Genomic DNA, 14,751 nt, shown 5'->3' with positions numbered 1-14,751 from the left:
ATTAGGTAATAAATAGGTAGCTCTTCATGTCCATCAAGACAATAGAAAAAAAACCATCGCTAACGGTACATCGCTCGTCCAAAAAATCTTATCTACTAGCATTTGCGGTCTCTAGTAGCTCGTTGTTTACAGGACTGGCTGCGATGCCCATGATGACTCATGCGGCAGGGCTGGGTGATTTATTTAGCAGTGATAAAAATGCAGCACAGACGAAGTTTTTACCAGTGGACAAAGCTTTCCAAGTCAGTGATAGCAGTAAAACTACCAATAATGGCACGCGCTTAGCCATTAATTTTGACATTACGCCTGAGCATTATGTTTATAAAGACCAAATCAAACTGACGTTGCCAGCTGGCGTGACCGCCGTGCCTTTTATCTTTAGTCAAAAGCCAGTGTCAATCGATGATCCAACATTCGGAAAAGTACTGGTGTTTGACCAAGCGAATATGGTGGCTACGACGACCTTGAGCAGTAGTAATGGTAAAAGCGTCAACGATGCCGCCGTGGTGATTGGCTGGCAAGGCTGTGCCAAAGCAGGGCTATGCTATCCACCTGAAAAAATTAAAACGACGATTGATATCGCTGCTACAACGCCACAAATTGCAGGAAATAGCGCTAGTACTTCTACTCAAGAAGCTGCTAACAACAGTCTGACAGATAATGACAACACCGCTGAGTCAAGTGCAACGGTTGCCGATAGTCTTGCAGCAGAGCAAGCGCTGACTGATGATGGGGTGATTGATTATGCTTTGTTGGATGATGAGGCTTTAGAGGGAGAGCTTGGCGCTACCAATACGATTTCTGGCGCAGATGAACAAGGCGTCGATGGCACTGCGACAAGTGAAGTTCCTGCGACAATCAACAATACTGTTGCTGGAGATAATGCCACTGATAGCGATCCTTTTGGTCTGGCTTCTCACCCTTGGTTGGCATTGGTATTATTGTTTTTAGCAGGGCTGGGTTTGGCATTGACACCATGCGTACTACCAATGTTGCCAATCGTTGCCAATATCGTTGCCCGTGAGGAAAACCCAACGGTGAAACGCGGTGTTATTCTCACCACCAGTTACGCTATTGGCGTGGCAACGGCTTATGGTATTTTGGGCGCAGTTATCGCCGTGTTTGGTGAATCATTAGGCATTATCGGCTGGCTACAAAACCCCATTATCCTGATTGGTTTTGCGATTGTATTTGTCCTACTTGCACTATATATGCTGGGTGTGTTTAGTATCCGCTTACCGAGATTTATTAGTAATAAAATGCAAGGCTTGAGTCAAGCAGGGGATAGCAAGCTGGGTAGTACGGGTGGTAGCTTAATCGCGGGTTTCTTATCTGCGCTCGTCGTATCGCCTTGTGTTTCTGCGCCATTGTTTGGGGCACTGCTTGCCGTATCGACGATTGGTAGTCCACTACTGGGTTTTGCAGCTTTATTTATGTTGGGTTTTGGTTTATCCGCACCGCTTATCTTAATTGGTGCCACCCAAGGTAAAATTATGCCGAAAGCGGGCGCGTGGATGAACTGGGTCAAGCAAGGTTTTGCCTTATTGCTCTTTGCCGTTGCTTTATTATTAATTGAGCGCGTCTTTATCTCACCCGTGATGCTAATGGTATGGGCGTTATGGTTTATGGTTGTAGCGATGTGGGCGTGGAGTTGGTTGGGTAAAGGTCGTATGCTGACCCAAGCATTAGGGTTAATCGCCGGTATTTGGGCAACCTGTTTAGTTATCGGCGCGGCGTTGGGTAACGATGATAGCTTGCATCCGCTGGCATCTTTGAGTGCTGCTCCGCTGATGCAGACGACGACTGGTCAGCCAGCCATGAGTAATACAACAGATAAAACCGTCACGACGCTGACTGAGTTAGATGCCATTATCGCCGCCAACCCTAAAGTGCTTGTCGATGTCACTGCTGAATGGTGTATTGAGTGCCGTATTATGGATAAAAACTTATTTCATAATCGTCCAGCGCAGATGCAGGATTGGCAGTTGGTGAGACTGGATATAACAGAAACTACTGATGATTCTAAAGCTATCTTAGCGCGCTATAAATTGTTTGGCCCGCCAGCATTGCTGTATTATCAAGACGGTCAGTTGACCAATCAACAAGTAGGTGAGATTGATCGTCCAGAATTTGAGCAAACGTTGACGATGCTTAATAACTGATATCTTAATAACTGATACTTAATAAAACGAATAAGTCTTTTCTAAAGGCTTAACAATACAAAAGAGCCAATGTACTATTCATACAGTACGTTGGCTCTTTTATTTTTACCAATGGTTACCTGACATCCTGATGCTAAGCATTTGGTTTAGCGTTGATTATTGATATTTACATTGGTATAGGGCAGCGATAAGGCTAGTATAGTACACACATTTTCATTACAATAAAGCAACAATGCTGAAGGCGCATTACTCGTTGTAATTGCTGACTTCTATGTCTGAATGTCATTGGGTTTATTTTAGCGATGACGCTAATGGTCATACTCATTATCTTATATACTCTGCTGGCGATAATGTCAGTTAGATAAAGGACACTTATGTTTTCCCATATCACCGCACAGCGCTGCCCTATGCCTCTTATTACAGCGCGCAAAAACACGTTATTTCAGACAAGAAAGCATTATTTGAATATTGCTGTTGGTCTAGCGCTAACCTGCTTTACCGTGCAAGTCCAAGCTGCCGATAAAACTCAGATCGATAATGAGTTACCAGTACCGGAGGCAGCGTTTGAGTTTGAAGATTATCAGGTGTCACAGGATGCCAATACAGCTGCGCAAGATCGCCAAGTAGTCAGTAAAGAATTTATCGCTCAGCAAGCAAAATTGTTTTTTGAATGTACCCAAGTGCAGACCAGTGCCGCACGTTTGGCTTGCTTTGACAAAGTGGCCGAAGAAGGTAAAACACCCAGCTACACCACAACTAAGCAGCCAGTAGATTTGGCAAAAACCTTTCAAAGTACGCTTTCAGGTAATCCGCAAGTTGTCTTTGTAGAAGAAAAATCTACCATTGCTGGTGCTAATAATGGCGCTACTGACTCAGTTGCGCGCGCGCCTGCTACTAATGAAGGTTTAGACACCGTTGGGCTAACGCAAAGAGAAGCACAAGTTTTAGAAAATGTTGGGGTCACTCAAAAAGATATCGAAAAATATACACCGCTTAGTTTATCCTATGATCTTGATAAAAACAGTGAGCGTGGGACTTGGACGGTAAGGCCATACCGACCAACCTATGTATTGCCAGTATTTTATACCTTTGACCCTAACCTAGATCCAAGCACGCCGTCACAGGAAACGGAGTCCTTTACTTCTAATGACATACGCAATACTGAACTAAAATTTCAGTTGTCTTTGAAGACCAAAGTTGCCGAAGACTTATTCGATACCAGTGCTGATTTGTGGTTTGGTTATACCCAAGAGTCACATTGGCAAGTTTATAACGAAGATAACTCGCGACCATTCCGTGCCACCGACTATCAGCCTGAAATATTTTTGACTCAGCCAGTGACCGCAGATTTACCTTTTGGTGGTCGTCTTCGTATGCTTGGTGCTGGTGCCATTCATCATTCTAATGGACAAGATGATCCGTTATCACGCTCATGGAACCGTGCTTATCTCATGGCAGGGGCAGAGTGGGGTAAGCTATCAATCGTACCGCGCCTGTGGGCTCGAGTGAATAGTGAAAGCAGCAGCAGTGAAGACAATCCAGATATCGAAGACTACATGGGTTACGGTGATATCAAATTCTTATATGACTTGCCTGATCAACAGAGTCTGAGCGGTACATTCCGCTACAATCCAAGCACCAATAAAGGGGCGGCGCAAGTCGATTATATTTATCCATTATCAGAGAATGTTAATGGCTTTGTTCAGGTTTTCCAAGGCTATGGCGAATCCATCATCGATTATAACCACGAAAATACCTCTATTGGCTTTGGTATCGTACTGAATGATTGGAAAGGTTTCTAATATCATCGCACATTTTGATAATCGTCCATGCGACTTTTAGCGCCTTATCAAACTGGACTATGGCTGGCAGAGTATCTAGATATACGCTGCCAGTTGTGCCGTGTTTATCGCAGCACGCCACAATCTCAGCTATCTCAAAATTACCTCTCATCAAATTTTAGTAGCTTGCCAACGGCTGATTCTATACCACACTCTCTAAAACCCTTGCCAAATAATCCTTCGTTTTTCGCTAATTTGCGCCAGCAATTCAACCACCGTTTTAACAGCGGACTACTTTGCTCGCATTGTCATGACAGTATCGCGTGGTTGCCGAAACCCTTCAATGTTGATATTGCTGCTGGTACGGTTTTATCTATCCAAACGGCGACTTATTATGAGTATCCGCTGCGTCAAGTGATCAGAGCTTTTAAGCACCATGAAGACATGACCAAATTGCCGTTATTGTTGCATGCTATACGTCAGCTACCACGTCCTCATGGTTGTCATCATGATAATAGCGTGATTGTCGCTATGCCAACAACCGAGCAACGACTGGTCAAACGTGGCTTCGATCCTGTCAGTATTTTATCCGCGCAATTGTCTAAGCATTGGCAGATACCTTTATGGCATGGTGTAAAGCGTATTGACGACACTGTCAGTCAACAAGGGCTTACACGTGCTGAGCGCCTAAGTAATCTAGACAATGCTTTTGTTTTAATCGAAAAGCCTCCTGTGAAACGCTTATTATTGTTTGATGATGTTGCGACCACGGGTGCCAGTTTACAAGCATTGGGGCGTACACTGCTTACCCCGTCTAAAACAGTCACCATGTCAGATATTCAAACCAATTATAAATACCATCTTTCTGCCTATGCTTTAGCGCATGGAAATCAGTCTTAAAATCTGTTCCTCTCTATTGCTAACTACTAATATGTTGCTAATATGTTGCCTTAACGCTATATTATTAAAATAATATATGTTTATTTGTTATTAATATTCCAAAATACTGTGCTTATCACTCAATAGCATTGCTTATAAAATGATATTTTCTAAATAGCTTGCATAACTGCTATGGCTATTGTTATTTCTATGCAAAACTTTTGTTAAATATTATGGAACATAAATTGCATAATTTTGATTGAATAACAATAAAAAGACGGGCAAAAATGATATGACAATATGAATTCATTGTTGATGTTTTTGGTTCAGTATTGGTATTAGACAAACAATAGTTATTATAAAATTGCCGTTATAAATAGGGATTTGATGTGAACGCATCTACAAATAATCTACCACTTACGCTACGAACAACCAACTCAGGATTTACCCTGATTGAACTAATGGTAACGATTGCTGTGCTTGCCATTATTGTCGGTATAGCAGCGCCGAGTATTAGTACTCAGCTTGCCAATCAGCGAGTCAAATCGACAACGGCTACACTTGCTAATGCGTTAAAAGAAGCAAAAAACGAAAGTTTGATTCGTCGTCAAGAAGTTGAAGTATCGTATGATAACGTCTCTAGTACTATTAAACTCAAGGTCAATACTAGCAGTGGTTCACAAGATGAAATCACTGCTTATCATTACAATCCAAAGACTACTATTAATGGCGATGATGATGTTGATGTTGATTTTAAACCTAATAAAACGGCCGACGCCGAGACTTTAGTTATCTGTGATATCGGTGATGCCGCCGATCCGCGACAGATTTTGGTCAGTAAATTAGGACAGATTAGTATCCAGCTTGGAGGATCATGTTAATGAGTCAGCTTAACCAACAACAAGGTGTCGGACTAATAGAGGTTTTAGTCGCTGTCTTATTGCTATCTGTTGCCGTATTAGGATTTAGTGCATTGCAGATGCGTGCTATAAGTGCAACTGATGAGAGCTTAGTACGTACTCAAGCTTTAAGCATCATTCGGGGGCTAGCAGAAAATATGCGCGCCAACTCACAACAAATTGCTACCTATCAAGTTACCATTAATGATGCTTCTAAAACTCGTGAAAGCTGTATAGATTGTTCCGCTGAGCAAATAGCCATTAATGAGTCTAAAGACGCATACGATAAGCTATACAGCTATGGTATTAATGTGAAAATGGTAACTTGTCCTGGAACAGCTAATTTCTCTGAAGTGAAATGTATCATAGCAGCTTGGGGCGACACTACCGCTGCGATGGATGCTACTAATGCAAATGCTTGTGCTGATGCATCTGGTATCTATAAAAGCGGCAGTAACTGTATTATTGTGGAGACGTATTAATGAAACACATAATGATACAAGATATCAAATATCAGCGAGGCTTTACACTTATTGAACTAATGATATCGCTGGTTTTAGGGTTATTGATATCGGCTGCTATCATTCAAGTATTTATTACCAGCCAACGTGTGGATCGTGTACAGAGTGCTGGTTCTGAGATTCAGGATTCAGCAGTATTTGGCATTCAATCTATTGAACAACAATTAAGGCTTGCCAATCTTGGCAATGATGGCGTGCCTCTTAATGATAAAACTGTGATGGGCGGAGTTGTGCTGACGGCAAGCGCAACCAATGCTGATGCAGTAAATGTTGTAACAAGTACTCAATTAGAAGAAGGTTACTTGACGCGCAGTCATGACATGGATTCTGCAGGTGGGATTCATAAATGGGATGGTTCTTTATCTAACACTGGTGAGAAAAGTGATCAGCTTACATTCCAGTATACCAACACAACGGGTCAAATATTGTATGACTGTGAAGGTGAGAAAATTGAGTTAAACGAACGTGTCATTACCCGTTATTTTTTAACCGAAGACAGTGTAAAAACCAACAAAGATAGAAAAAATCTCAATCTCAACTGTGATGCTGGGCGTATAGCAAGTAATGGAGTGCTTACTAACTTTATGGAAGCAGGGCAAACTATTATAAAAAATGTCGATCAATTTAATATTCGTTTAGGTGTCAAACATTCAGTAGTTAATAGTGGTATAGCAAGTTATAGCTATACTGAAATGAGTGTAAAAGATTACATGAAACTTACGACAGAAAAGCCCTATATTACCAATATCAAAGTCGCATTATTAACCCGCAGTACCTCTAATAGTCCTGATGATAGTGCAAGTGCCTTCAGTATACTTGGCACGACACAGACACTAAAATCAGAAACCAATGCACCAAAATATTTACGCCGTGTTTATGAAACCAATACCCTGTTACGTAATGCTAGAATTGTGAATGTGATTAACAGTGTTAGTTAAGTAAGGTTGATAATCTCTCTGTCCTGTACGTATGAATAAAGGTGAAAATTTGCCATGAATATCAGTCATTCTAATACTTATCCTTCATTAGATTCCAGCCAGCGCGGGGCAGTATTGATTGTGGTTTTACTGTTTTTAATACTGATTATGCTCGTTGGAGTCATAGCGGTACGCAACAGTAATACCGATTTAAAACTTGCAACCAGCGATCAGATAAACACTTTGCTTTTGCAGTCTGCGGACAGTGTCAATAATAAGATTGAAATATCGGTTAATGGTTCTCCAGCCAGTGAGCAATATAAGCAAATTATGGGTATTACAGGGATATTTGGCTACTATATCTTAGAAGATAACAACGATGATATTATCGATTTTTGTTACCGTCCACGTTCTTCTTTTTTCAATATTGATGATGCCGTTATACGTCGTAATACGGGTAAGTTGGTCGACAATACAACAGGTTATTGTGACCCTACCAAAGCTACTGACTATACCAGTAATCGTAATACGACAATGACGCAAGTTATGATAAAGAACGTTAGTGCTACTGCAAATAGTGGTAATTTTGAGCATATGAATCTCGGTACAGATTCTGATGAGAAAACCGCAAAAATGTTTACGTTCGATATTTATTCGACTTCAGTGCTACCTGCGTATGGAAAGGCGAAGGATGATAAAGTCAAAGAATGTTTTGCAAAAAATGCTTCAGACCAAACAGATGGTGTGATGAAATGTATGAAAGACAATAATATTCCTAACAAGATGTTGGTAGAGCAAGTTGATTTGGCCAATATTCAAAGTAGTGAGCTATGTGACTACTTTGGTAGTGGGGGTAAAACAGACAGCACTAACCCTTTATGTAGAGATATTTGATAGGGACATATAAGAAAGTAGCGGTTATATAGTTGAATCGCTGCTATAGATCTATAACTGATTTAAAAGCTACTATATTTATATCGTCACGTCTATCGTAGCCGTGCTCAGGAGATAACATTATGAAACTCAAACACCTCAATCGTTATCGCGCGCCCAAAGTGACGGCTATCGAATCCGCTGCTCAAAAACATATTAACTCTTGGTGGCGCGTCTCTAGCTTAAGTGCTGCTGTACTCGGCATGATGTGTATGAGCATGTCTCAAGCCGCTGTCAATCAAGATGGCAAAGTAAGCAGTATCGGTGACCTAAGTATTTATCAGCCAGCTTCTGCTGCGCGTACTAACTTGATGATGATGATCGATACTTCAGGCTCGATGGGGATCAGCTCGTTGGTTCTTCCTAAAAACAATAAATATGGAAGCCCTGGTGATGTAGATGTACCATTATGCGATCGTGTTGTAGTAGGTGAATATGATAGGGATAGAAATACTAATAGTATTTTTGAGTGGGCTTATAACCTAAAAGATGCATCAACTAAAGGTCTAACGTCTAAAAAGAAAACGGTTACTATCGGTTCTGAAACGATTGATTATTATGTGCGTGGCTGTACAAAGACATTTGGACAGGGAGCGAGTGCCAAAACGGTTACAGAACTAGATCGGCTATCGCGATTAAAAGACGCATTAATACCATTGTTAGTAAGCGATCAAATTAGTAATAAAGTCTATATGGGTCTTGGACACTTTTCGTCCAAAGCTGAGTATCAAGACGGAAACGAGAGGAAGACTATTACCATTGGTACAGCAACTAACGTATTAGTTGATGGTCACTCTGGACGTATACTAGTACCTTCGGCACCTCTGACTATTGAACAACGCAAAAAAATTATTAAGGCATTGGCAGGTTTTAAATCGCTTGATACCACTACGAATGAGGACGGTACGGCAAACTCTAATCTTAAGCTCTCTAGTAACAGCTATCCAGACGTTACCAAATCTTCGAGTGGTACACCTACTGCCCATGCTTATGCAGAAGCTGGCGCTTATATGATGGGTACAGGAACTGGTGTAGATAATAATACCGTCAAAAATGTAGGAATCATTTATGATGGTTATATGGTTAAGCAAAATGGTGGGGCCGACAAGCAGATTTATTTTGTCTGCGTTGAGCTAGGTACAGATAAAACGTCAGCGATTGGAGCGGTCGTTGAGCAGTGTGTAAATAACTGGCCAGGACGCGATGGCAGCAATATCTCCCAAGGAACAGTAGATAAAGGCATTTACTACCCAAATCCTGATGTTGCAGGCGCATGGTTAAAAATCGCTAGCAAAGCTGATTTTAAAACGAAGATAAAAAGTTTAACTGGTAAAGATATTTCTATAAACAATCTTTGGGACACTTATGAAGCTCTACCTGTTGGATGGCGCTATGGTGGTTGGTTAAAGGTAGATCAAGAACCCCTTGATATCGAGCCTATCGTCGGTACTGTATGGGGTTATGGCGAAAGTATAAGAGGTCTAGTATCTTATCGAACCAGTCCATTTTCCCTAAGCCCCGGTACAGAAAATGAAGTAGGTGGTCTGAGATATTCAGCAGCAGACACTAAAAATGCTAATGGTACCGCTTATATTAAAGGCAGTAGTACAGATTCCTGTGACAGTAATGGTATCTACTTCTTAACCGATGGCGCGCCAAACTCGACCAAGCCTGGTATGGCGCGTAAGATTATGAACAAATCATTATCAACCAATTTGTATGAAATTAATGGTGTGCCGTCTGGATTAGTGTCACCAAAATTGCAATCTAATCTATTTGCTGGTGAAACAGGGGGCTGGGAATATATCGGTGAATATGCCAAAAAACTGCATGACAAAACTAAAAATCCATCTGGGGCAAGTATTAGAACAGCAGTAGCAGGATTTGGTTCATCATTTGCTGGTATCCCTAAAAAATCCGATGGTACTTATAATTGTGATGCAACAACTAATGTAGATGCAAAAAATGCTTGTAAATGGGGCGGCCCTGACTATGGCAATGGCGGCTTCTTTTACGCAGAAACCTCACTTGATATTGCTAATAGTGTGCAGAAATTTATCACGGATTTAAATCAAACTATTAATACCACACCAGCTGGTACGATTACTGTCCCAGATGACCCTTATCAAACCAGTACGACGTTGCCCTATGCCTATCTGCCTATGTTAGAGCCTAAAGTAGGAGATACGTTTAAAGTATGGCCAGGCAACCTTAAAAAGTATGAAACTAAAAACGGTACATTGTATGGTCAGGGCAACAGACGACTGTATAGTGATGCAGGTGGGACGCTAAATGATGCCGCAGCTGATCTATGGGCCCAGTCACCTATAAGTGCAGCAGGTAATTCTGCTGTGAATAGTGGGGGTTTTTATGCTCGCTTAGTAGCTCCAGACTTTAGTTCCCCTGCTAGCACACGCAATGTATTTTTCGAAAACTATAAAGGAATTGATAATACAAAAATTCCTGAGGGTGTGGTAAAAATTGGCGTTGGTGACAATGGAGTGCCGACCGGTTTTCCTCAGATAAATGACGGCGTGTATAGTTCTGGAGGCAAAACGCTTCTACAATCCAAGCGTATCATGCTTAACTTCTTAGGCTACAACGTTGATTACTTAACTGACTATAGAGATAAAGATGACCCTACTAAGCCGTTATATATTGATAAAATGAATATGAAGGAAGCAATATACTTCCCAACTCAACCAGTTCGTCAAGTTGGTGGAGTCGTGCACTCGAAGCCTGCATTAGTTTCTTATAGTGCCGAAGTGAATGAGTCAGGTAACATCACTGCAAATAACCGAGAAGATTATTTATTATTTGGCTCGATGGATGGTGCCTTGCATTTAGTAGATGCCAATACAGGCGAAGAAGAATGGGCACTGGTATTACATGAGATGTTCCGTAAACAACCAGAAGCTTTAGTAAAAGAAGCGATGGGCGATTTAAGCTTTGGGATTGATGCTCCATGGTTAGTCAGTGCCAAATATCGTTATAGCAGTACAACATCAGGCGATCAAAAAACTCGCAAAGTTTCCTTATATAAACCTGATAGCAGTAATGTAAATGACGTCACCAATACGAGCAATTTCTTGTCAATGGCGGCTTATGGTGGTTTCCGAATGGGCGGAGAAGGATTATATGCTCTAGACTTAGCTGACAAAAATACGCCAAAAATCCTATTTAGTATTACGCCAGATATTACTAGTACAACAGCAAAACTGCATAGAAATGACACTGGTACTCAGGTCACTGTTAATAACAGTGATTATAATAATGTTGGGCAGATATGGAATACAGTCACCACGGCTCGAGTAAAAGAAGGCGCTAGTGACACTAAGTACAAAGACGTCATCGTATTTGGTGGGGGTTATGACATGCAGTACGAAGATCCACAATTCGTACCGACTACGGCAGCCAAAGGCAGTTCTATCTATGTGACCGATGCAAAAACAGGCGAGAAGCTGTGGTCGTGGGACAATCCGTACAATCACAGTATCGTCGCTGGCGTTACGCCACTAGATCGCAATAATGATGGTTTATTTGACCATTTATACTTTGCCGATTTAGGTGGCAATGTATTCCGTGCAGACTTCGTTAACGAAAAGAAAAAAGCGTTTAAAGAAGTACGCGTGGTTCGAGTGCTTAATGCTTCCGAAAATGTCACTGCATTACCATATCGCTTCTATGCTCGTCCAGTAGTGAGCTTTTATAGAGATAAGCAAAGCAAGATATTTGCCCTTGTCAATATTGCTTCTGGCGATCGCAGTTCACCATTAGCTAAGCGCCGCGATGTAACTAGTAGTGATAAAAGCAAAGCCAATCGTTTATATGGGATTATTGATACTGATGTAACTCGTAATGATCTTTTAGACAGTAGTGCTACGTCAACACTCACTATCAAAGAATTAAACGAAAAAGATGATTTGATAGAGTTAGGCGGTAGTCACCTGTCTGAAAACACCAAAACGGCAAAAGCAGCAATGGTCGAAGAGCTTTCAGTGATAGATAGCTCAGAAGACAAAAGAGGTTGGTACTATCCGCTAACGCGTTTTGCAGGATTTGAGAACGTCTCGCATGTAAAAGCCATGGGCGACTATCGTGTCATGAACAATTATTTATTTATGTCCGTATATGACCCTAACATGTCTTATGGCAACAATAGTATTTGTGAGGCACAAACGCTTGGCGGCTCAGAGCAACAAATGTATTGCCTGCCTTATGGCGTCTGTATGGATAACAGCTCTAAAACAGGTACAGGCGGCTTTACACCTGCCGGTAAAGGTATTCAAGAGCTGACACTTGGTGCGGTGAATGCCAATAACTTAGACACGACCGTGCTAATAGGTACGCAAAGCCTGACAGATCGTGCTAATGATCTTATCGATTATGGTGATGATAGTAAAAAAGGTAAGGGTCCAAAAGAGCCACCAGTAGGCGGCTATGTAGATGGTAATGACCCGTATGCTGGTATCACAAAAGATAAAGGTGATGGTTCTATGGCAAGCATATTATTCAAAGAGCGTTATGTGCTAAAACCAACGCAATGGTATGAGAGTAACTAATGCTTAATCATACTGATAAGAAACTTAGTGGCAAGAGCCGCGGTTTTACGCTCATCGAACTGATGGTTGTCGTTATGATTATCGCGATTCTTGCGGCAGTTGCGATACCGAGCTATCGACAGTACGTCATTAGAAACGCTGAAAATGAGGTGCAGTCGAAGATGCTCCAATTAGAGCTTCAGCTCGAGCGTTGGCGCTCATCTGCGTTGACTTATAAAGGTTTTCAACCGCAGATTGTCGATAGTAATAATAGTGTGAGTCATGGTTACGATGTCAATAATAAGACTATTTATGTGCCGCAAGGTAGCGATGCGACCAACTATCGTTATCAAATTACCCTTGTCGATGGTGCGACACCGACCAAGTCACTCATCAGTGCAGGACTCGATAACAGCACGGGTCGGACGTGGAAGATGCTTGCTGTCCCTAATAGTACGGGTACTTTCAAGAGTGCGAACAACATGCTGATGACCAGCTCAGGTTTGCGCTGTAAAAATACCACTACACTTGCGGTTACAGCGACCTCTTGTGGTACAGGTCAGGAGAACTGGTAATGATAGCAATAATAAATCAGAAGTTGGATAATTTAGTAATGTCGCAACGAGGCTTTACGCTCATTGAGATGATGATTGTCGTCGCTATTATCGCCTTGCTTGCATCTATCGCGTATCCAAGTTATCAGAGCTACATTATTAAGTCTAAACGTGCTGATATGATGAGCGAGATGCACAATGTAGCCTCCGAGATTCAAAGTCGCAAATTAGCTCAAGGTGCTTATAGCAATGCTTTAATTACTGGTCTTGGCGGCGACTATCCTAAACAAGGTATCGCTCTCTATACGCTTGCTTTTACACCTGATCCTCTGACTTCTGAATGGACAATGACTGCCACCCCGAAAACTGGCACCCAAATGGCTGGCGATGGTGCACTCAGTCTTAACTATCAGAATATCAAATGTCGAGCAGCCGTTTGTGGCTCAGATAATAGATGGAACGAGTAAAGAGAGCCTAGAAGTTAAATGTCGCTGACAAAAATTGTCATTATTAGTTACGTATTACTGTCATAGAGTATGTGAACTGACAATTTTCAGTAGGCTAAGCGTAACATTTAGCGTCATTTAATATTATTATGATGGTTCATTACGTATAGATAGTAGTCATAATCACGTACTTAAGGTAAATAGCTAGTATAAATAATTATTTTGGCATGCTATATGCAATAACTATAATAAGACAAACATATTATATTACTAAAGATAAAACGCGGCTGTAAAAACAATAGCCATTTATCTTTATATACCCCAAAAGGAGTTCTTATGAACACTGCTCAAAAAGGTTTTACCTTAATCGAACTAATGATCGTTATCGCGATTATCGGTATCTTAGCTGCGATCGCTCTACCTGCATATCAGGATTATACTGCTCGTGCAAAAGTAGCTGAAGTTGTATTAGCTGCTTCAACATGTCGAACGGCAGTCACAGAGGCATCTCAAACTGGTTTCAAAACGACTCCAAAAGGCGGTGACTTTGGCTGTGGAGAAGGTGGTACTAAGGCAAAACCTATTTCTAAATATGTACAAACAGTAGCCACTAGTAAAGACGGTGTAATAACGGTAACTGCACAGAATATCAATCAATTAGGTACTAACGTGAATTTTGATTTAGTGCCATATACGGATGCAGATACTACGAAGACTGGTAATAAGGCTAAAGCTGTTGATTTCAATCGTGCAAGTGTTAAACCTATTGTTGCTTGGGAATGTGCTGCAGGTAGTACTAAAGGTATAGATGCTAAATATCTACCAGCATCTTGCCGTTAGCAAGCGTAGGCTGGGCTTTTAGCCCAGCTCAAATTACGCAAGGTTGTGATGATGGGCAAAATTTCCAGCCTACAAAAAGTCTCGTTTAATATCTAAAAACCAAACATCTCGTTTGGTTTTTTTGTGTTTAAAATTATTCAAAATTTTTTTCTTCAAATATTTGCAAGGTTAATATGCTGGGCAAAATGCTCATCCTACACAGATTAAACGATTAAACGATTAAACGATTAAACGATTAAACGATTAAACGATTAAACGATTAAACGATTAAACGATTA

At 41.2% G+C, this 14,751-nt stretch carries 11 protein-coding genes; all 11 read left to right on the top strand.

Annotation, left to right across the window (positions count from 1 at the left end):
* The first annotated feature begins 26 nt into the window (after nucleotides 1-26).
* Nucleotides 27-2,162 (top strand): protein-disulfide reductase DsbD domain-containing protein, encoded by a 2,136-nt coding sequence (locus JMX82_RS10935; RefSeq protein ID WP_201540566.1) that lies wholly within the window; start codon nucleotides 27-29, stop codon nucleotides 2,160-2,162.
* A gap of 374 nt (nucleotides 2,163-2,536) precedes the next feature.
* Complete coding sequence (locus JMX82_RS10930) at nucleotides 2,537-3,964, top strand: phospholipase A (RefSeq protein ID WP_201540565.1); 1,428 nt, start codon at nucleotides 2,537-2,539, stop codon at nucleotides 3,962-3,964.
* 27 nt (nucleotides 3,965-3,991) lie between these two features.
* A complete protein-coding gene (locus JMX82_RS10925; RefSeq protein WP_201540564.1) occupies nucleotides 3,992-4,843 on the top strand; it encodes a ComF family protein in 852 nt (283 codons plus the stop codon).
* Between the two features lie 368 nt (nucleotides 4,844-5,211).
* Complete coding sequence (locus tag JMX82_RS10920) at nucleotides 5,212-5,703, top strand: Tfp pilus assembly protein FimT/FimU (RefSeq protein WP_227676651.1); 492 nt, start codon at nucleotides 5,212-5,214, stop codon at nucleotides 5,701-5,703.
* On the top strand, nucleotides 5,703-6,203 hold the full coding sequence (gene pilV, locus JMX82_RS10915; RefSeq protein ID WP_201540563.1) for a type IV pilus modification protein PilV: 501 nt from the start codon (nucleotides 5,703-5,705) through the stop codon (nucleotides 6,201-6,203). Before JMX82_RS10920 ends, pilV begins: the two co-directional genes overlap by 1 nt.
* Before the next feature lie 11 nt (nucleotides 6,204-6,214).
* Complete coding sequence (locus tag JMX82_RS10910) at nucleotides 6,215-7,180, top strand: PilW family protein (RefSeq protein WP_201540562.1); 966 nt, start codon at nucleotides 6,215-6,217, stop codon at nucleotides 7,178-7,180.
* A 54-nt stretch (nucleotides 7,181-7,234) separates the two neighbouring features.
* Nucleotides 7,235-8,053 (top strand): PilX N-terminal domain-containing pilus assembly protein, encoded by an 819-nt coding sequence (locus JMX82_RS10905; RefSeq protein ID WP_087814584.1) that lies wholly within the window; start codon nucleotides 7,235-7,237, stop codon nucleotides 8,051-8,053.
* A gap of 122 nt (nucleotides 8,054-8,175) precedes the next feature.
* The gene (locus JMX82_RS10900) at nucleotides 8,176-12,654 is read left to right on the top strand and encodes a pilus assembly protein PilC (protein ID WP_201540561.1); all 4,479 of its coding nucleotides are present in this window, start codon (nucleotides 8,176-8,178) and stop codon (nucleotides 12,652-12,654) included.
* A complete protein-coding gene (locus JMX82_RS10895) occupies nucleotides 12,654-13,208 on the top strand; it encodes a type IV pilin protein (RefSeq protein ID WP_201540560.1) in 555 nt (184 codons plus the stop codon). Before JMX82_RS10900 ends, JMX82_RS10895 begins: the two co-directional genes overlap by 1 nt.
* Entirely contained in the window at nucleotides 13,208-13,654 is a 447-nt protein-coding gene (locus JMX82_RS10890; RefSeq protein WP_201540559.1) for a type IV pilin protein, read from the top strand. The genes JMX82_RS10895 and JMX82_RS10890 overlap by 1 nt, the downstream gene beginning before the upstream one ends.
* Nucleotides 13,655-13,969: 315 nt before the next feature.
* Nucleotides 13,970-14,473: a pilin gene (locus JMX82_RS10885; protein WP_201540558.1), complete on the top strand. Its 504-nt coding sequence runs from the start codon at nucleotides 13,970-13,972 to the stop codon at nucleotides 14,471-14,473.
* Nucleotides 14,474-14,751: the final 278 nt, after the last annotated feature.

The organism is Psychrobacter sp. 1044, assembly GCF_904846525.1.
In the GTDB taxonomy this organism is placed as follows: Bacteria; Pseudomonadota; Gammaproteobacteria; order Pseudomonadales; family Moraxellaceae; genus Psychrobacter.
This window is presented reverse-complemented; position numbering and strand designations above follow the sequence as displayed.